15 protein-coding genes and 1 pseudogene are annotated in these 17,835 nt (G+C 44.0%); 11 read left to right on the top strand and 5 right to left on the bottom strand.

Annotated features, from left to right (window positions below; all coding sequences use genetic code 11):
- A pseudogene (locus IQO02_RS22015) lies at nucleotides 1–71 on the bottom strand (5-carboxymethyl-2-hydroxymuconate isomerase); the annotation flags it as partial.
- A gap of 250 nt (nucleotides 72–321) precedes the next feature.
- On the opposite strand from IQO02_RS22015, the gene tpiA reads away from it, so the two are divergent.
- The gene (tpiA, locus tag IQO02_RS02775; protein ID WP_102282642.1) at nucleotides 322–1,104 is read left to right on the top strand and encodes a triose-phosphate isomerase; all 783 of its coding nucleotides are present in this window, start codon (nucleotides 322–324) and stop codon (nucleotides 1,102–1,104) included.
- A 150-nt stretch (nucleotides 1,105–1,254) separates the two neighbouring features.
- Here the strand turns inward: tpiA and pfkA are convergent, their stop codons facing one another.
- The 3 genes from pfkA to IQO02_RS02790 all read right to left on the bottom strand — a co-directional run bounded on the left by pfkA (nucleotide 1,255) and on the right by IQO02_RS02790 (nucleotide 4,114).
- The gene (pfkA, locus tag IQO02_RS02780) at nucleotides 1,255–2,217 is read right to left on the bottom strand and encodes a 6-phosphofructokinase (protein WP_004729705.1); all 963 of its coding nucleotides are present in this window, start codon (nucleotides 2,215–2,217) and stop codon (nucleotides 1,255–1,257) included.
- A gap of 315 nt (nucleotides 2,218–2,532) precedes the next feature.
- A complete protein-coding gene (gene fieF, locus IQO02_RS02785) occupies nucleotides 2,533–3,441 on the bottom strand; it encodes a CDF family cation-efflux transporter FieF (protein WP_016767974.1) in 909 nt (302 codons plus the stop codon).
- Between the two features lie 163 nt (nucleotides 3,442–3,604).
- Nucleotides 3,605–4,114: a CpxP family protein gene (locus IQO02_RS02790; RefSeq protein ID WP_010435378.1), complete on the bottom strand. Its 510-nt coding sequence runs from the start codon at nucleotides 4,112–4,114 to the stop codon at nucleotides 3,605–3,607.
- A gap of 178 nt (nucleotides 4,115–4,292) precedes the next feature.
- Here IQO02_RS02790 and IQO02_RS02795 point away from each other — a divergent pair, with 178 nt between their 5' ends.
- The 4 genes from IQO02_RS02795 (at nucleotide 4,293) to IQO02_RS02810 (ending at nucleotide 7,621) form a co-directional block, all read left to right on the top strand.
- Nucleotides 4,293–4,982: a response regulator gene (locus IQO02_RS02795; protein WP_010435380.1), complete on the top strand. Its 690-nt coding sequence runs from the start codon at nucleotides 4,293–4,295 to the stop codon at nucleotides 4,980–4,982.
- The gene (cpxA, locus tag IQO02_RS02800) at nucleotides 4,982–6,364 is read left to right on the top strand and encodes an envelope stress sensor histidine kinase CpxA (protein ID WP_010435382.1); all 1,383 of its coding nucleotides are present in this window, start codon (nucleotides 4,982–4,984) and stop codon (nucleotides 6,362–6,364) included. Before IQO02_RS02795 ends, cpxA begins: the two co-directional genes overlap by 1 nt.
- Before the next feature lie 76 nt (nucleotides 6,365–6,440).
- Nucleotides 6,441–7,058, top strand: a complete 618-nt coding sequence (locus tag IQO02_RS02805; RefSeq protein ID WP_016767973.1) for a superoxide dismutase — start codon at nucleotides 6,441–6,443, stop codon at nucleotides 7,056–7,058.
- 83 nt (nucleotides 7,059–7,141) lie between these two features.
- Nucleotides 7,142–7,621 (top strand): tRNA (cytidine(34)-2'-O)-methyltransferase, encoded by a 480-nt coding sequence (locus IQO02_RS02810; protein WP_010435387.1) that lies wholly within the window; start codon nucleotides 7,142–7,144, stop codon nucleotides 7,619–7,621.
- 198 nt (nucleotides 7,622–7,819) lie between these two features.
- On the opposite strand, the gene IQO02_RS02815 is transcribed toward IQO02_RS02810, so the two are convergent.
- The gene (locus IQO02_RS02815; protein ID WP_010435390.1) at nucleotides 7,820–8,344 is read right to left on the bottom strand and encodes an FxsA family protein; all 525 of its coding nucleotides are present in this window, start codon (nucleotides 8,342–8,344) and stop codon (nucleotides 7,820–7,822) included.
- A gap of 284 nt (nucleotides 8,345–8,628) precedes the next feature.
- On the opposite strand from IQO02_RS02815, the gene aspA reads away from it, so the two are divergent.
- From aspA to IQO02_RS02845, 6 genes are all read left to right on the top strand, one after another.
- Complete coding sequence (gene aspA / locus IQO02_RS02820; RefSeq protein WP_010435392.1) at nucleotides 8,629–10,080, top strand: aspartate ammonia-lyase; 1,452 nt, start codon at nucleotides 8,629–8,631, stop codon at nucleotides 10,078–10,080.
- A 180-nt stretch (nucleotides 10,081–10,260) separates the two neighbouring features.
- Nucleotides 10,261–11,568: an anaerobic C4-dicarboxylate transporter gene (locus tag IQO02_RS02825; protein WP_016767972.1), complete on the top strand. Its 1,308-nt coding sequence runs from the start codon at nucleotides 10,261–10,263 to the stop codon at nucleotides 11,566–11,568.
- Between the two features lie 544 nt (nucleotides 11,569–12,112).
- On the top strand, nucleotides 12,113–13,561 hold the full coding sequence (locus tag IQO02_RS02830) for a YfcC family protein (protein ID WP_016767971.1): 1,449 nt from the start codon (nucleotides 12,113–12,115) through the stop codon (nucleotides 13,559–13,561).
- Nucleotides 13,562–14,368: 807 nt separating this feature from the next.
- A complete protein-coding gene (arcA, locus tag IQO02_RS02835; protein WP_010435401.1) occupies nucleotides 14,369–15,592 on the top strand; it encodes an arginine deiminase in 1,224 nt (407 codons plus the stop codon).
- 73 nt (nucleotides 15,593–15,665) lie between these two features.
- Nucleotides 15,666–16,577 (top strand): carbamate kinase, encoded by a 912-nt coding sequence (arcC, locus tag IQO02_RS02840; RefSeq protein ID WP_010435403.1) that lies wholly within the window; start codon nucleotides 15,666–15,668, stop codon nucleotides 16,575–16,577.
- Between the two features lie 178 nt (nucleotides 16,578–16,755).
- Entirely contained in the window at nucleotides 16,756–17,766 is a 1,011-nt protein-coding gene (locus tag IQO02_RS02845) for an ornithine carbamoyltransferase (RefSeq protein WP_004729719.1), read from the top strand.
- Nucleotides 17,767–17,835 lie beyond the last annotated feature (69 nt).

Consider the following 17,835-nt stretch of genomic DNA (forward strand, 5'->3'; position numbering starts at 1 on the left):
TCTTCTAGTAAACCTTGGATATTCACACGCTCATCCACTGAATTTGAGTACTCTAGAACTAGGTTCGGCATTGTTACTTCCTTATTGTTAACGCAATCGTTTGTCCCTTAATAGCAACTAACGATGAAAAATCCGAGAAGTTAGCTATTATTCTGTCTGCCGGATCACTGATATTTGCTCAGAATCTACTCTGACCATTGAGTAAGATCCAAGAAAGTCATGACCACAGTCATGATCTGTTGATATTAATCTGTTATATTATTTCGTAATAAAGTTTACTTTTTTACATTCGATTTATTTAAATACTTTGGAGATATTCCTATGCGTCATCCTGTAGTTATGGGTAACTGGAAACTAAACGGCAGCAAAGAAATGGTTGTTGATCTACTAAACGGTCTTAACGCTGAACTTGAAGGCGTAACAGGCGTAGACGTAGCAGTTGCTCCACCAGCACTTTTCGTTGATCTTGCAGAACGTACGCTTACTGAAGCGGGCAGCGCAATCATCCTAGGTGCTCAAAACTCTGACCTAAACAACAGCGGTGCATTCACTGGCGACATGTCTCCAGCAATGCTTAAAGAGTTCGGCGCATCTCACATCATCATCGGTCACTCTGAGCGTCGTGAATACCACAACGAATCAGATGAATTCGTTGCTAAGAAATTCGCATTCCTAAAAGAGAACGGCCTAACTCCAGTTCTTTGTATCGGTGAATCTGAAGCACAAAACGAAGCAGGCGAAACTGTTGCAGTATGTGCTCGTCAACTTGACGCTGTTATCAACACTCAAGGTGTTGAAGCTCTTGAAGGCGCTATCATCGCTTACGAACCAATCTGGGCTATCGGTACTGGTAAAGCAGCGACAGCTGAAGATGCACAACGCATCCACGCTCAAATCCGTGCACACATCGCAGAGAAATCTGAAGACGTTGCTAAGAAAGTTGTTATCCAATACGGCGGTTCTGTTAAACCAGAAAACGCAGCAGCTTACTTCGCACAACCAGACATCGACGGTGCTCTAGTTGGCGGCGCAGCGCTAGACGCGAAAAGCTTCGCAGCTATCGCTAAAGCAGCAGCTGAAGCAGCAGCTGAAGCAAAAGCTTAATTTAAACGTCACCGTTTAGATTGAATGAAAGGTCAACTTAGGTTGGCCTTTTTTATTACCTGTCAGTTCTAAAGCCTCAAACAACAGGCACAAAAAAAACCGCTGATAAATCAGCGGTTTTTAATATTTTAAGCGAACGCTAAGCGTTGCTTAGAACAACTCTTCTGCAACGCGGAATAGCTCAGAACGGTCTGGGTTCTGCATGTTCTCGATACAGTCGATGATGTCGTGGTGAACAAGCGCTTCTTTCTCAATACCAACACAACGACCACCGTGGCCTTCTTGAAGAAGGTGAACTGCGTAGTTACCCATGCGAGAAGCCAGTACACGGTCAAATGCAGTCGGGCGACCACCACGTTGGATGTGACCAAGAACCGTTGCACGAGTTTCTCGACCTGTTGAAGCTTCGATCTCTTTCGCAAGTTCGTTCGCGTCCATCATAAGCTCTGTTAGAGCGATGATTGCGTGCTTCTTACCTTTCGCAATACCATCTTGGATATTGCTGATCAGCTGATCTTTATCTAAGCCAGTCTCAGGAGTGATGATGTATTCACAACCACCTGCAATTGCTGACATAAGCGTAAGGTCACCACAGTGACGGCCCATGATTTCAACAATAGAAATACGTTGGTGAGAAGAAGACGTGTCACGTAGACGGTCAATTGAGTCGATAACAGTGTTAAGCGCTGTTAGGTAACCGATTGTGTAATCAGTACCTGCGATATCGTTGTCGATAGTACCTGGAAGACCGATACATGGGTAACCCATCTCAGTCAGTTTCTTAGCGCCCATGTAAGAGCCGTCACCACCGATAACAACAAGTGCTTCGATACCGTGCTTTTTAAGGTTCTCAATGCCTTTCTCACGAACAGCAACATCTTTAAACTCAGGGAAACGTGCAGAACCTAAGAAAGTACCACCACGGTTGATCACGTCAGATACGCTTGAACGGTCAAGCTTTTCGATACGGTCTTCAACAAGGCCTTGGTAGCCATCGTAAATACCGTAAACTTCAATGCCAACTGATAGCGCTGTACGAACAACACCGCGAACTGCTGCGTTCATGCCTGGAGCGTCACCACCACTGGTCAAAACACCGATCTTCTTAATCATGCTCACCCTCGATTTTTGGGAATCTATTATTCAATTCTTATTCTTGCTGATTGTATATCAACAAGATTTTAAATCTATATTTGTGCGTTATGTTACATTTCCTCAACAGGAATAGCACTCAAATCGCGTAAAATTATGTAACATTTCTACTTCTGTAAGAGTATTACAGTTTTACTCAGTAACTTTGTTGATTCACATCAGAATCAACATTAATTGTTACTAAGGTGATTTTTGAATCACCTTTGAGTTAGTAATTTTTACTCACTCTAGTTCAAAAGCCGGCCACTTACCATTTGCTCTCAGCTTTATCACTCATTACCAAGAATGAAACTTCTGCTGTTTCTCTGGGCCAAATACCACCGAATACGGATCTTGATGAATTAATACATCAGCATCAGGAAAAACAGAGATAAGCTTGTCTTCTACTTCGTCAGAAATGCGATGCGCTTCAATAAGTGGGATATTATCTTCAAGCTCCAAATGCAATTGAATAAAGCGAATTGGGCCCGAACGACGCGTTCGTAATTGATGCACACCCAATACACCTTCGATACTCAACGACGTCTCTTTAATCTGTTTAAGCTCTTCATCCGGTAGCTTTCTATCAAGCAATGACTGAATCGCTTCATTTGCCATTTGATAAGCGCTGTAAAGAATGTAGATACCGATACCAATCGCGAATACCGAGTCCGCTTGCCCAATACCAAACCAGCTCAACGCCAATGCCAGCATAATGGCCGCATTCATATAGAGATCCGATTGATAATGCAGTGAGTCCGCCGCAATAGCCTGGCTACCGGTTTTTTTCACGACATGTTTTTGGAATCGAACCAAACCAAAAGTCATCACCATCGCGAATAAGCTGACGTAGATACCAATTTCAGGAGAGTTCAGTTCGTGAGGCCTAAAGAAGCGTTCAATACCATTAAGTATAAGGAAACAAGCGGAGCCGGAAATAAACATCGCTTGTGCTAGTGCTGCAAGAGATTCAGCTTTGCCATGACCAAAAGTATGTTCTTTATCGGCAGGCTGGAGAGAGTATCGAACGACGATTAGGTTCACGACTGACGCCGCAATATCCAACAAGGAATCAACCACGGAAGCCAACAGACTCACAGAGCCGGTCACCCACCATGCTGCGACCTTCACGATCAATAAAATTGTGGCGATGGTAGTGGCTGCCCAAGCGGCGAGCGTAACTAAACGTGCGTATTCTTGTTTCATAATTTGGCTATAAAATGACTGATAGCACAAAGTATAACCTGCAAACAATCAATTGAATATGACAGACATGATGTAAGAGATTCATTTTAAGGGATCAAAAAAAGCGGCACACGGCCGCTTTTTCACATTATTCTGGGGATTAAACACCAGATTAGATGAAAGACTATTTGTCTTTGTTCATGCGTTTTTCCATTTTGTCAGCGCACTTACTCATACGCTCTTGTTGGATCTCTTTCAATTGAGTTTTTTGCTCTGCTGTCAGAACGCTCATCATGTCGTGTTGTTTCTTCAGCATTGCGACACGACGTTCAGTTTGCTTAGCAACCATTTGGCTTGCTAGATCGTTTGCAGCGGCTTCATCGAAGTTGTCGGCCAATACTAGAGCTTGAACCTTTTCGTGATGCGCTTTCATTTGCGCCATTTTTGCCGTTTTGTTTGCACCGCGCTTTGCTTTCATCTCAGCACGGTCTGCTTCACGCATCTCTTTTAACTGTTCTTTTTGAGCGTCGGTTAGGTCTAGTTGGCGCATTACTTTTTTATCGAAACCGCCACACTTGTCGTGCATACCTTTGTGGTCACCTTTATCACCACCACCGTAAGCATACGCGCTTGCTGTACCAAAAATAAGTGGAAGTGCCGCAGCTGCTAGTACAAGTTTCTTAGTCATTTTCATAATTGTTGCCTCAATTCGGTATAATAAGTCATGTGTTGCGTCTGTTTCTCAGCGCTTGAATATAGATTAGTCTTTCCCTCGTAAAGTGACGTTTAGAAAGCGTAAAGAATCGTAAAGAGTGAAAGTTGACGAATAATTAGCAGTATTATTAACCTAACTAAATGATTAAGGCTTCCCAATGGCGAACATTCTTCTTATTGATGACGACACAGAGTTAACCAGCTTACTTAAAGACATTTTGAGCTTTGAGGGCTTCACTATCTCCGAAGCCAATGATGGCTATGCCGGGCTTGAAGCGATCAATGATGAGATTGATCTGGTCCTTTTGGATGTGATGATGCCGCGCCTTAATGGCATGGAAACGCTAAAAAAGCTGAGAGAAAATTGGGAAACGCCGGTACTAATGCTGACAGCGAAAGGCGAAGAAATAGATCGTGTTATTGGCCTTGAACTTGGTGCGGATGATTACTTGCCAAAGCCCTTCAGTGATCGAGAGCTGCTCGCTCGTATTCGTGCCATCTTGCGTCGTACGCAAACCAACACAGTGCCTAAAGCGGCCAGTGATAGGATTCAATACCAAGACATTGAAGTATTCCCTGGCAAACAAGAAGCTTATTGCAATGGTCAGATTATCGATCTCACCACTACCGAGTTCGCTCTCTTGAGTCACCTAATCCAGAACCCTGGACAAGTGATCACCAAAGAAGCATTGAGTTTAGACGTGTTAGGTAAAAGGCTAGCGGCGTTTGACCGTGCGATTGATATGCACATATCTAACCTGCGCAAGAAGATTCCAGAACGCAGCGACGGGAAATCTCGCATTAAAACCTTACGAGGTCGTGGCTACTTGTTAGTAGAGGAGGATTAATGCGTATACCTAAAATCACCAGCTTATATGGACGTATCTTTGCTATCTTTTGGTTCACCATGTTACTGGTGCTTTTGTCGGTGCTATCACTGCCACACTTAGATCCTCGAGTTGCTCGCGATGTACCGGTCGAGCACCTCAAGAAATTAGAACGCATTGCGAAAAGTACAGAGAAGCGATTCGCCAAAGAAGACAACTTAGGCAAGATTGTCTTCCAACTGGAAGGCCCAACCCGCAGCAGAAAAGACACACGCCCTCGGATGTATTTGACTGACCTTGAAGGCTCAGTACTAACGACTAAAAAGCATTCAGATTACAAAGTGAAAGCAATTCGCAATTTCGTGACTACGATTGATAACCCTGAAGTGCCAAAACAAAAGCTGTATGGGCATTACATGGTGGCAGGCCCAATCCCAGTTTCACTCGCCGGTGAAGACCTGATGATGTACATCGGAGTTAAATGGGATCAGCCACCACCATTTTTACTGCGACTGTTTGATAAACCATTACAGTTATTACTTGCTGTGATGCTGGCGAGTACCCCGCTGCTGCTTTGGTTAGCTTGGGCGCTAAGTCAACCAGCACGAAGGCTAGAACTTGCTGCACAACGCGTTGCTAAAGGTCAATTTGAGGTTGACCCTCAACTGGAAAAAGGCACATCAGAATTCAGACAAGCCGGTGAGAGCTTTAACCAGATGGTCGAAGCAGTAAACCAGATGATTTCAGGGCAGCAACGTTTATTGTCTGATATATCTCATGAATTACGTTCTCCACTCACTCGATTACGCATGGCGAATGCACTCGCCATTCGTAAGCAAGGCGACAGCCAAGAGCTAGAGCGTATCGATACTGAAGCGCAGCGTTTAGAACAGATGATCAGTGAACTTTTAACTTTGTCTCGTATGCAGGTCGATAGTCACATCACACGTGAAGTGCAACCCTTATCGAGCCTGTGGGAAGAGATCCTAAAAGACGCAGAGTTTGAAGCAGAGCAAATGGGCAAGCAGATGAGGTTTTCAAAAATTCCTAATCGTTCTATCTCGGGTAATCCGAAGTTATTGATGAGCGCGCTCGACAATATTACTCGCAATGCCATTTACTATGGTAGAGACCAAGTTGATGTTCAATTTAGTGTTCAACAAGACCAACTGACGATTTGCGTGAATGACAACGGTGAAGGCGTTCCTGATGACGAATTAGATTCAATTTTCCGACCTTTCTATCGTGTTTCAACGGCAAGAGATCGAAACTCAGGCGGAACAGGATTGGGGTTAACCATTACAGAAAGTGCGATTCGTCAACACAGTGGTTCGATCACAGCAAGCCGCAGTAAACTAGGTGGATTACAACTAGAGATCACTCTGCCAATCCTACCAGCGTAATACCCCTACAAAGATCGTAGTTGATAATGATAGTTATTATCATTATGGTAAATCCTCTAATTAAGGAGGATTTACCATGTCACACTCTTTCCCAGATCTACCCTACGCTTACGATGCCCTAGAACCTTACATTGATGCAAAAACAATGGAAGTGCATTACAGCAAACACCATCGAACCTATTACGATAAGTTTATTACTGCGGTTTCTGGTAGCGAGCTTGAGCACCAGTCTCTCACCGAGATTTTCGCTAACATCTCTCAGCACAGTCCAGCCGTTCGTAACAATGGTGGCGGTTACTACAATCACATCTTGTATTGGAACTGCATGTCGCAAGACGGTGGGGGTGAACCTACGGGCGAACTAGGTGAAGCGATCAAAAGTACATTCGGAGATTTCAAAACCTTCCAAGACCAGTTTGCTCAAGCGGCAATCAATACCTTTGGTTCAGGCTTTGCTTGGTTGGTGGTGGAAAAAGGACAGCTGAACATCGTCTCGACCTCGAATCAAGACAACCCATGGATGGATACCATTGCCAGTAACGGAGAACCGGTTCTTGCGCTCGACGTTTGGGAGCACGCCTACTACATCAGCTACCAAAACCGTCGCCCTGATTACATCAATGCATGGTGGAACGTGGTGAATTGGAATGCGGTATCTGAAAACTACGCACAAGCACTAGCGAACCAAGCTTAAGCAAATGGTGACGGTGGCGAACTGTACTCACTCTGCTTGCCACCGTATACTCTGGCTATCTTTGATTATTCTTGTGAACCAACATGTTTGATATCGCTCTATACGAACCAGAAATTGCACCCAATACGGGTAACATCATCCGCCTATCTGCTAACTGTGGCGCGAACCTACACCTAATTGAACCGCTTGGTTTTGACTTTGAAGAGAAGAAAGTACGCCGTGCCGGTTTGGACTACCACGACCTAGCGCGAGTAAAACGCCACAAGAATCTAGAAGCCTTTCTTGAGTACTTAGAGAATGAACGTGAAGGTGACTTCCGTATCTTCGCATGTACCACAAAAACCACAGGCCACCACGTTGATGCTAAATTCCAACAAGGTGATGTATTGATGTTTGGCCCTGAGACACGCGGCCTACCTGCTGAGCTCATCGAAAGCATGCCAATGGAACAACGCATTCGTATTCCAATGATGCCAGATGCGCGCAGCCTAAACCTATCTAATGCTGTGGCAATCATTGCTTTTGAAGCATGGCGTCAAATGGGTTTCGAAGGCGCGGTATAACTGAGCGCTCAAACTTATTTGTTATCTGTTATCTGTTATCTGTTATCTGTTATCTGTTATCTGTTATCAATAATAAACAGTAAGTAACAACAAGCGACACGCAATAAAAAAGGCTCTTACCATTATCGCTTTCATGTGAAAGATAAAGGTAAGAGCCTTTTCTGTTTTTCCCTCTATATAAAGAAGAGAGAAAACGGATTAGTTTAGTCGGTTACGATCGTTGTCGTCGTCTTTCTTTTCAAACTCACCCTCAAAGGTGTTGCCGTCTTTTGATTGATCAGATGGATCTCGATTGAATGGGTCTTGTCCAAATGGGCTCTGCCCAAAACCACCTTGTCCACCTGCTTGGAAACCACCAGACATATTGGTAACCACCATTTTTTCCATCATTTTCTTAGCAATCATCGCTCTTGGTGCAGGCAGCAATACCAACATACCAAGTGCATCCGTCATAAAGCCCGGAGTCAGCAGCAATACGCCTGCAACCGCAAGCATCACGCCTTCAAGAATCTGTTGAGCTGGCATTTCGCCTTGTTGTAATCGGCCTTGAACAGACATTAATGTTTGAATGCCTTGGCTACGAACAAGTGATGCACCGACAAATGCAGTGATCAGAACCAACGCAATCGTTGGCCACAACCCTAAGAAGCCACCAACTTGAATAAATAGTCCAATCTCAATGATCGGTACGAAGATAAATAGTAATAATAAGATAGGAAACACACGCACTCCTTTGTTACATCCAGTTTACGCTGAAAGCCCTACCAATCTCAAATTTATCCTGTAAATAAGCGTGTTTATTGACCCGGAATAAGTTTGCTAAATATTGACGAAACAAAAACGAAAAAGGTGATCAACTTACTATTTTTATGCGCTAAGTACAGTATCATGTGCCACATAAGTCAGGACGGATTTATCAGCCCAATATTCTAGCGAACGGAGTATTTGCACACAGAATAGGCTAATAACTAACTATATAATCAGAATAATTCTCTAAGGATCCTGTTATGGCTACTCTATCAGAAGCTCAAGTTGATGCTCCTCAAGCTACTCGTCTCGAAGAAGATCTTTTAGGTCAACGTCATGTTCCAGCTGATGCTTACTACGGCATCCACACCCTACGCGCAGTTGAAAACTTCAACATCTCAAATGTAACGATCTCAGATGTACCTGAATTCGTTCGCGGTATGGTGATGACTAAAAAAGCTGCGGCTTTAGCAAACAAAGAGTTAGGTGTAATTCCAAGCGAAGTGGCTAAATACATCATTCAAGCTTGTGACCTAATTCTAGATACTGGCAAGTGTATGGATCAATTCCCATCGGATGTATTCCAAGGTGGTGCAGGTACTTCTGTAAACATGAACGCAAACGAAGTGGTTGCGAACGTGGCACTTGAACTTATGGGCAAAGAAAAAGGTCAATACGAGTTCATCAACCCAAATGACCATGTAAACCGCAGCCAATCGACAAACTGCGCCTACCCAACGGGCTTCCGTATCTCTGTTTACAACAGCGTACTGAAACTGATCGATGCGATTGAATACCTAAAAGGTGCATTCGAACTTAAGAGCCAAGAATTCAACACCATCCTGAAAATGGGTCGTACTCAACTTCAGGATGCAGTTCCAATGACGGTTGGCCAAGAGTTCCACGCTTGGGCGGTAACCATCAATGAAGAAATCAAAAACCTAGAATACACTTCAAAACTACTGCTTGAAGTTAACCTAGGCGCAACAGCTATCGGTACTGGTCTGAACGCAGCACCGGGTTACCAAGGTCTAGCAGTTAAACACCTAGCTGAAGTAACTGGCCTAGAATGTGTTCCTGCGGAAGACCTAATCGAAGCAACATCTGACTGTGGTGCCTACGTAATGACGCACGGCGCACTTAAACGCTTAGCGGTTAAGCTGTCTAAAATTTGTAACGATTTGCGTCTGCTTTCTTCAGGTCCACGCACTGGTTTCAACGAGCTAAACCTACCGGAACTGCAAGCGGGTTCTTCAATCATGCCTGCTAAAGTAAACCCAGTTGTACCTGAAGTAGTGAACCAAGTTTGCTTTAAAGTTCTAGGTAACGACAACACGGTTTCTTTCGCTGCAGAAGGCGGTCAACTTCAACTGAACGTAATGGAACCCGTTATTGCACAAAGCATGTTTGAGTCTCTGGACATTCTAACTAATGCATGTGTGAACCTACGCGACAAGTGTGTAGACGGCATTACGGTCAACAAAGAAGTGTGTGAATCTCACGTATTTAACTCTATCGGTATCGTGACTTACCTAAACCCATACATTGGCCACCACGAAGGTGACATCGTTGGTAAGATCTGTGCTGAGACAGGTAAGAGCGTTCGTGACGTGGTTCTAGAGCGTGGTTTATTAACCGAAGAAGAACTTGATGACATTTTCTCTGTTGAAAATTTGATGCATCCTCAGTATAAAGCAAAACGCTACGAGTAAATCTAGCAAATAGGGCTCCAAACGGAGCCCTTTTTTAGGCTCCAATACGGTTAACCACGTTTATTTTGTGGGCTTATGTTGGTTGCACTTTTGCTCAATAGAATCTAAACAATAGAACTATTATGTGAACATTCCATCGGTGAATGTTCACATAATAAAATCTAAAATGAGGTGTTACTTATGATTGCAGTAGAACTATTTGTCGTCCTACTCTTTATCTTTTTGGGGGCTAGAATTGGCGGTATCGGTATCGGTTTTGCCGGTGGTGCTGGTGTTATTGCCCTTTCACTTATTCTTGGCGTTCCAACAAGCCAATCTTTCATTCCGATCGATGTCATCTTGATCATCATGTCGGTAATCACTGCAATTGCTGCGATGCAAGTTGCCGGTGGTATGGATTGGTTAGTACAAATTGCAGAAAACTTTTTACGTAAACATCCTGAACGCATTACCTTCTATGCGCCTATCGTTACTTTTGTAATGACATTAATGGCAGGTACAGGTCACACAGCATTCTCTACACTGCCTGTTATCGCTGAAGTAGCGAAGGGCCAAGGTGTTCGTCCTTCTCGTCCTCTTTCTATTGCAGTTGTGGCATCTCAAATTGCTATCACAGCTTCGCCAATTTCGGCAGCAGTTGTGGCTTTCGCTGCGATGCTTGCACCATTTGGTGTTGATTACCTAACGCTACTCATGGTTTGTATCCCAACAACCTTCATCGCTTGTATGGTTGGTGCGGTTGTTGCTAACTACATGGGTAGCGAACTGAAAGACGATCCAGTTTACCAAGAGCGTCTTGAGAAAGGTCTAATCAAGCTAGCAACTGAAGAGAAACGCGAAATTCTACCAACGGCAAAGAGAGCGACTTACATCTTTCTAGCAGCGATTGGTTTTGTGGTTTGCTACGCAGCGGCTATCTCTAGCTCTGTCGGCCTAATTGAAAACCCAGCTCTAGGCCGTAACGAAGCGATCATGTCTGTGATGCTGGCAGCAGCAGCGGCAATTGTTATGTTCACTAAAATTGATGCTGCGAAGATTTCTTCTGCACCAACATTCCGCTCAGGTATGACAGCATGTGTATGTGTACTGGGTGTGGCCTGGTTAGGTTCAACGTTTGTAAACGCACACGTTGCTGAGATCAAAGACGTAGCAGGCGCTCTACTGGCTGACTACCCGTGGATGCTAGCGCTTGTTCTGTTCTTCGCTTCTATGCTGCTTTATTCTCAAGGTGCAACAACGGTTGCACTGATGCCTGCCGCTCTGGCGATTGGCGTGGCACCATTAACAGCTGTCGCTTCTTTTGCTGCAGTAAGTGCGTTGTTCGTACTTCCAACTTACCCAACGCTACTGGCAGCAGTTGAGATGGATGACACAGGTTCAACGCGTATTGGTAAGTATGTATTTAACCACCCATTCTTCATTCCTGGTGTGGCAACAATCAGTACTGCGGTAGCACTCGGCTTCGCATTCGGCGGTCTGTTTATCTAACATTCGCTGATGATTAAAACTTTAAAAGGAAGCTTCGGCTTCCTTTTTTGTTTTCTACTCAATGTGTTATTTGATACACATCAAATAACTATTATAAACTTTAAAATCCGCCCAAAAATAAAATTTGAATAAAATTCCAAGATTATTCAACCCAACTAATAACAACACTTACCAAATCAATCCCCCCTCGCTTCCACCTAATCCACATCGAATATTAATCCAAGCTAACTAACCAAAAAACCTTGCTGTTTTTATGCCATTTTCAAGCCATCTTATTGGCCACTATTTTTGTGAACAGCACCAAACTTAAATGCTTACTTAAGGCATAAAATAACCGTAGTTAAATTGAATCTATATTCATTCGGACATGTAAATATATAAACATTTTTAGTTTAAATTCGAAAGTTTTATATAGTTAACTGCTTAATAATGGCAATAATTTTATATCTTTGAATACTTTATAAATGTCACTGTGTTTACAATCTATAAATCATTATTCGCTAATTCACATCAATTCTATTTAAGATGGTGTAAGGAGATAGCTATGACGACTCAGACGATACCAAGCGAAACAAAAAAGGGTGGCTTCTTTGCCAACTTTAAATTCCCTTCTGCCTACACCATTCTATTTATTCTAATTGCATTCGTAGCCCTGCTTACCTGGGTTGTTCCAGCAGGCCAATACGACCGAGCAATGAATGAAGAGTTAGGTCGAGAAGTACCGGTAACCGGCACCTATCAAGCAGTAGAAGGTAATCCTCAAGGTGTGATTGACGTACTACTCGCGCCTATTGACGGCTTCTACGACCACAATAGCTATGAAGCTGCAGCAATCGACGTTTCACTGTTCATCTTAATCATTGGTGGCTTCTTAGGGCTAGTAACCAAAACTGGCGCCATTGATGCCGGTATCGAACGCGTCACCGCCCGCCTAGAAGGGCGAGAAGAGTTGATGATACCGATACTGATGGCATTGTTTGCTGCTGGCGGTACCGTTTACGGCATGGCGGAAGAATCACTGCCATTCTATACATTGCTAGTGCCTGTAATGATGGCGGCGCGTTTTGACCCGCTTGTCGCCGCTGCGACCGTACTGCTTGGCGCAGGGATTGGGGTGCTAGGTTCCACCATTAACCCATTCGCAACCGTGATCGCTGCCAACGCCTCTGGTATCCCATTTACTGACGGTATCGTGCTGCGTATTGCCATGTTAATTATTGGTTGGGTTATTTGTGTCGCTTACGTCATGCGCTACGCCAGAATGGTTCAAGCAGATCCTTCGAAATCCATTGTGTTCGACAAATACGAAGAGAACAAAGCGCACTTCTTAGGTAATGCGAGCGGCGAAAAACTTGAATTCACCATGACTCGTAAACTGATTCTGACTATTTTTGGTGGCTCGTTCGCTGTGATGATTTACGGCGTATCCGTTGCTGGATGGTGGATGGCTGAAATCTCAGCGATGTTCCTAGCTGCAACTATTATCGTTGGTATTGTGGCTCGCATGAGCGAAGAAGAGTTTACCACGAGCTTCATTGACGGTGCCCGTGATCTACTGGGTGTTGCGCTTATCATAGGTATTGCACGTGGTATCGTGGTCGTAATGGACCGCGGTATGATCACCGATACAATTCTATTCTCTGCAGAACAAATGGTTACCGGGCTTTCTTCAGTTATCTTTATTAACGTGATGTTCTTCTTAGAAATTCTATTGTCATTCTTAGTGCCATCGACCTCTGGCTTAGCGGTACTCACCATGCCAATCATGGCACCACTGGCTGACTTTGCAGGTGTAGGTCGAGACCTAGTGATTACCGCTTACCAATCCGCATCAGGCTTGGTAAACCTAATCACCCCAACCTCTGCGGTTGTGATGGGTGGCTTAGCGATTGCTCGCGTTCCATATGTACGCTGGGTTAAATGGGTGATGCCATTAGTCGGCATCTTAATGGTATTTTGTATTGTGGTACTGAGTATTGGTGCTCTGATCTAACTCAAAACGCTTCACTCTGTTCTCATCCAAAGCCGCTTCCCATAGCGGCTTTTTTATTAATCCCTCTCCCAATGTGACCCTCTGCTGCTAAAATAGGTCCTCAAAGCCATACACGCGACATTCAAGACACCTCCTGCTCCTACTAAGGCTCAGCGTAACCAAAAGTACTCATCACTAAAGAAACACCCTACTTATAGACATCAAATTAGCTTGATGAAATAACACTCAATTAGCAGCCATGATATTTATCCAGATAGTTAGTCACTTATTAGAGCTAATTATATTTAAAGTAATTTACAGTCTAATAAACAGACGAGGATTAACGCTCTTTTTTATCAAAAAACACACTTAAACAGACGATTTTAAAATGTGACCACAACAGCTTTATTCTAATTTATTTTGTTAAAATTTAATTAATTTCACATCCAAAATTAAATATATAAATAGAAACACTGCATACTTCCAATCTAAGTACATTCTTATCAATAAAACTATTCTGCATATAATCCCTCATAAATTAGATTCTAGTAAGTTGAGTTAAAAAAGCATGCATAATATTCCCAAGGAGTTAACTATTTAGAAAAGGTTGGCAATAGTTGAAAGTGCATAAAGTTTGTTAAAACCCTTGATTTTAAAGGGCTGCGGGATAAAAAACGATTTGTGATAGATCTCTAAGAATACCTGACTAGCAGGCGTAATATTAATTCCAGACAAGAGACATGAATAAATAATTCATTCTTCTCAACTGAAAATAAATAATTACTCTTAGCGATAAAAGTAATTCAAATATATAAGAGAGAGACGATCATGAGTAAGTTCTATGTAGGTTCTGAAATAGGTCAATTACGCCGCGTTCTAGTTCACCGCCCAAGACGCGCACTGACTCACCTAACACCCTCTAACTGTCACGATTTGCTGTTTGATGACGTATTGGCTGTTGAGCGTGCGGGTAAAGAGCATGACGCATTTACTCAAACGCTACGTGATCAAGGTGTAGAGGTTCTTCTTCTTACAGACCTGCTAGCAGACACGCTAGCCGTGCCAGAAGCGAAAGATTGGCTACTAAACTGCCAAGTATCTGATTACCGTTTGGGTAAAACATTCGCCAATGATGTGCGCTGCTACTTGGGCGATTTACCAACCCTAGAGTTAGCAAAAATCTTAACGGGCGGTTTGTCTTACGCTGAGATGCCAATGAAATCATCTTCAATGATGCAAGGCATGCACGCACCAACCGACTTCATAATCGAGCCTTTACCAAACCACCTATTTACTCGCGACACATCTTGCTGGGTATACGGTGGCGTATCTATCAACCCAATGGCGAAACCCGCTCGTCAACGTGAAACCAACCACGTTCGTGCTATTTATCGCTGGCATCCAACATTTGCAGGTCAAGACTTCATTAAATACTTTGGCGATGAAGAAAACATCAACTACGACAACTCAACAATTGAAGGTGGTGACGTTCTTGTTATCGGTCGTGGCACGGTGCTTATCGGTATGTCTGAGCGTACAACAGCACAAGGTGTTGAGCACTTAGCATCGAACCTATTCAAACACGGTCAAGCGAAACAAGTTATCGCAATGCAGCTACCAAAACACCGCTCTTGCATGCACTTAGACACCGTTATGACGCACATGAACGAAGATACGTTCTCTGTTTACCCTGAAGTGGTGAGTAAGGATGTGCAGTGCTGGAACCTAACTGGTGATGAGTCAGGCGCTGTGAAAGTGAAAGAAGAAGGCTACTTCGTAACGGCTATCGAAAAAGCACTTGGCGTAGACAAGCTAAACCTAATCACAACGGGTGGCGACAACTTCCATGCAGAACGTGAACAGTGGAACGATGCAAACAACGTTCTAACGGTTAAACCTGGCGTCGTTATTGGCTACGAAGGCAACACATACACCAACGAAAAATACGACAAAGCAGGCATCACGGTTCTTCCGATTCCAGGAGACGAACTTGGTCGCGGTCGCGGTGGCGCACGCTGCATGAGCTGCCCAATTGAGCGTGATGGTATTTAATCACTAAGACGAAACGGCCAGGTTGAATGAATCTTAAATCACCTCAGCTTGGCCAAAATGAGAGAACACAATTATGACTAAGCAAACTGTTGTTGTTGCACTCGGCGGTAATGCCCTACTTCGTCGCGGTGAGCCGTTAGAAGCCGATGTTCAACGCCGTAATATTGAAACCGCGGTTAAAACTATCTCTGAAATCGCAAAAGTGTACAACGTGGTGTTAGTGCACGGTAATGGCCCACAAGTTGGTTTACTTGCTCTGCAAGGCTTGGAGTACAAGAAAGTAAATCCGTACCCGCTGGATGTATTGGGCAGTGAGACTCAAGGCATGATCGGCTACATGCTGATGCAAGAGTTCAAGAACTATCTTCCCAACCGCAACATCTCATGCATGTTGACGCAAATGACAGTCGATCCAAACGATCCTGCATTTGCGGATCCAACCAAACCGATTGGCCCGATCTACAAAGAAGCAGAAGCGCGTGAATTGGCAGAGAAATTCCACTGGATCGTAAAACCCGACGGCCAACATTTCCGTCGCGTAGTACCAAGCCCACGCCCTACCGGGATTGTTGAACACGACGCGATCACCCAACTTATCGATGCAGGTCATCTCGTGATTTGTACTGGCGGTGGTGGCATCCCAGTGAAAAAAGAAAATGGCAAATTAGTGGGTGTTGAAGCGGTTATCGACAAAGACATGTCAGCGGCTTTCTTAGCAAAACAATTGGATGCAGATGCACTGCTTATTCTGACTGATGCTGACGCTGTATACCTTGACTGGGGCAAACCAACTCAACACGCACTGCGCAGCACCACACCAAGCGAATTGGCGAAATTCACATTTGACGCAGGCTCTATGGGGCCAAAAATTGAAGCATCGTGCGAATTCATTCAGCAAGGCGGCAAAGTTGTAGGTATCGGTGCACTCGAAGATGGCTTGCAAATTCTGCAAGGCCAAGCGGGCACCAATATCACCAAAGGTTAACGTACTAGCGAGCTTTATCATCTTGAGAACCTTAAACCTTGAGAGCTTTTAAAGCTTGCGAAAACAGATTAAACGAAACAAACCGAACCGAACAAATTTAACTAAAAATTGAATCGCGCTTTCTTGAATTTTCTTTCCCTGTAACAGGAAAGCGCCTAAATCTAAGAAGGAATACATCATGGCTTTTAACCTACGCAATCGTAACTTCCTAAAACTACTAGATTTCACTCCACGCGAAATTCAACACTTGTTAGATCTTTCTATGGAGCTAAAAAAAGCGAAGTACAACGGTTACGAACAGCCAACACTGACTGGCAAAAACATTGCGCTTATCTTTGAGAAAACCTCAACTCGTACTCGCTGTGCATTTGAAGTTGCTGCATTCGACCAAGGTGCTCGAGTTTCTTACTTAGGCCCATCTGGCTCTCAAATTGGCCACAAAGAATCAATGAAAGACACCGCTCGCGTTCTAGGTCGTATGTACGATGGCATCGAATACCGCGGCTTCGGTCAAGAAATCGTTGAAGAACTAGGCGCTTACGCTGGCGTTCCTGTATGGAATGGTCTGACTGACGAATTCCACCCAACACAAATCCTGGCTGACTTCCTAACCATGACGGAATACGGCCGTGGTAAACAACTGCATGAAATCAGCTTTGCTTACCTAGGTGATGCTCGCAACAACATGGGCAACTCTCTGATGGTTGGCGCGGCGAAAATGGGCATGGACATTCGCCTTGTTGCTCCAAAACAATTCTGGCCACAAGAAGAGCTATTGGCTCAATGTCGTGAAATTGCAGAGCACACTGGCGGCAAAATCACACTGACTGAAGATGTTCAAGAAGGCGTGCAAGGTTGTGACTTCCTATACACCGACGTTTGGGTATCCATGGGTGAAGCAAAAGAAGCATGGGCTGAGCGTATTAACCTAATGATGCCTTACCAAGTCAACATGGACATGATCAAAGCGACCGGCAACCCACATGTAAAGTTCATGCACTGCCTACCCGCTTTCCACGGCGAAGACACAACAGTAGGCAAACAGCTTGCTGCTGAATACCCACAACTAAAAGACGGCGTTGAAGTAACAGATGAAGTGGTTGAGTCTGAATACTCTATCGTGTTCGATGAAGCTGAAAACCGCATGCACACCATCAAAGCAGTAATGGTTGCGACATTAGGCAGTTAATAAGCTGAACAACTAAGAATCTAGATAACTAATAATCTAAATAGTTAAGCACTCACTTGTTCGCAAGAC

This window comes from Vibrio sp. OPT24 (assembly GCF_015163545.1).
GTDB classification, from domain to species: domain Bacteria; phylum Pseudomonadota; class Gammaproteobacteria; order Enterobacterales; family Vibrionaceae; genus Vibrio; species Vibrio cyclitrophicus.

Coding starts and splice junctions, on each gene's coding strand:
- tpiA (WP_102282642.1), top strand. CDS start 322: ATGCGTCATCCTGTAGTTATGGGTAACTGGAAACTAAACGGCAGCAAA.
- pfkA (WP_004729705.1), bottom strand. CDS start 2,217: ATGATTAAGAAGATCGGTGTTTTGACCAGTGGTGGTGACGCTCCAGGC.
- fieF (WP_016767974.1), bottom strand. CDS start 3,441: ATGAAACAAGAATACGCACGTTTAGTTACGCTCGCCGCTTGGGCAGCC.
- IQO02_RS02790 (WP_010435378.1), bottom strand. CDS start 4,114: ATGAAAATGACTAAGAAACTTGTACTAGCAGCTGCGGCACTTCCACTT.
- IQO02_RS02795 (WP_010435380.1), top strand. CDS start 4,293: ATGGCGAACATTCTTCTTATTGATGACGACACAGAGTTAACCAGCTTA.
- cpxA (WP_010435382.1), top strand. CDS start 4,982: ATGCGTATACCTAAAATCACCAGCTTATATGGACGTATCTTTGCTATC.
- IQO02_RS02805 (WP_016767973.1), top strand. CDS start 6,441: ATGTCACACTCTTTCCCAGATCTACCCTACGCTTACGATGCCCTAGAA.
- IQO02_RS02810 (WP_010435387.1), top strand. CDS start 7,142: ATGTTTGATATCGCTCTATACGAACCAGAAATTGCACCCAATACGGGT.
- aspA (WP_010435392.1), top strand. CDS start 8,629: ATGGCTACTCTATCAGAAGCTCAAGTTGATGCTCCTCAAGCTACTCGT.
- IQO02_RS02825 (WP_016767972.1), top strand. CDS start 10,261: ATGATTGCAGTAGAACTATTTGTCGTCCTACTCTTTATCTTTTTGGGG.
- IQO02_RS02830 (WP_016767971.1), top strand. CDS start 12,113: ATGACGACTCAGACGATACCAAGCGAAACAAAAAAGGGTGGCTTCTTT.
- arcA (WP_010435401.1), top strand. CDS start 14,369: ATGAGTAAGTTCTATGTAGGTTCTGAAATAGGTCAATTACGCCGCGTT.
- arcC (WP_010435403.1), top strand. CDS start 15,666: ATGACTAAGCAAACTGTTGTTGTTGCACTCGGCGGTAATGCCCTACTT.
- IQO02_RS02845 (WP_004729719.1), top strand. CDS start 16,756: ATGGCTTTTAACCTACGCAATCGTAACTTCCTAAAACTACTAGATTTC.